At 71.3% G+C, this 261-nt stretch carries 1 protein-coding gene; it reads right to left on the reverse strand.

What is annotated here, in order from left to right; genetic code table 11:
• The coding region (locus tag OH705_RS27800; RefSeq protein ID WP_267303508.1) for a zinc-binding dehydrogenase at positions 1–261 on the reverse strand (261 nt) is incomplete at both ends.

Here is a 261-nt window from a genome sequence, read left to right on the forward strand (position 1 = left end):
GAGCAGGCCGCTGGGGAAGAAGCTCAGGCGGGTCGCGCCGGGCAGGTCCTGCATCAACTGGAACTGTTCGAGCAACGGAGGGCCGCCGAGCAGACCGATCACGCACACCGAGCCGAACGGGCGCAGGCAGCGGACGCTGTCGCGCAGGGTTGGCGCGCCGACCACCTCGAGCGCGGCGTCCACGCCTTCCGGCGCCGCCGCGAGTATCGACGCGCAGAGTTCGCCGTCGTCGATGAACACCTGGTCGGCGCCCAACTGCCG

Source organism: Pseudomonas sp. BJa3 (assembly GCF_026343815.1).
Lineage (GTDB): Bacteria > Pseudomonadota > Gammaproteobacteria > Pseudomonadales > Pseudomonadaceae > Aquipseudomonas > Aquipseudomonas soli.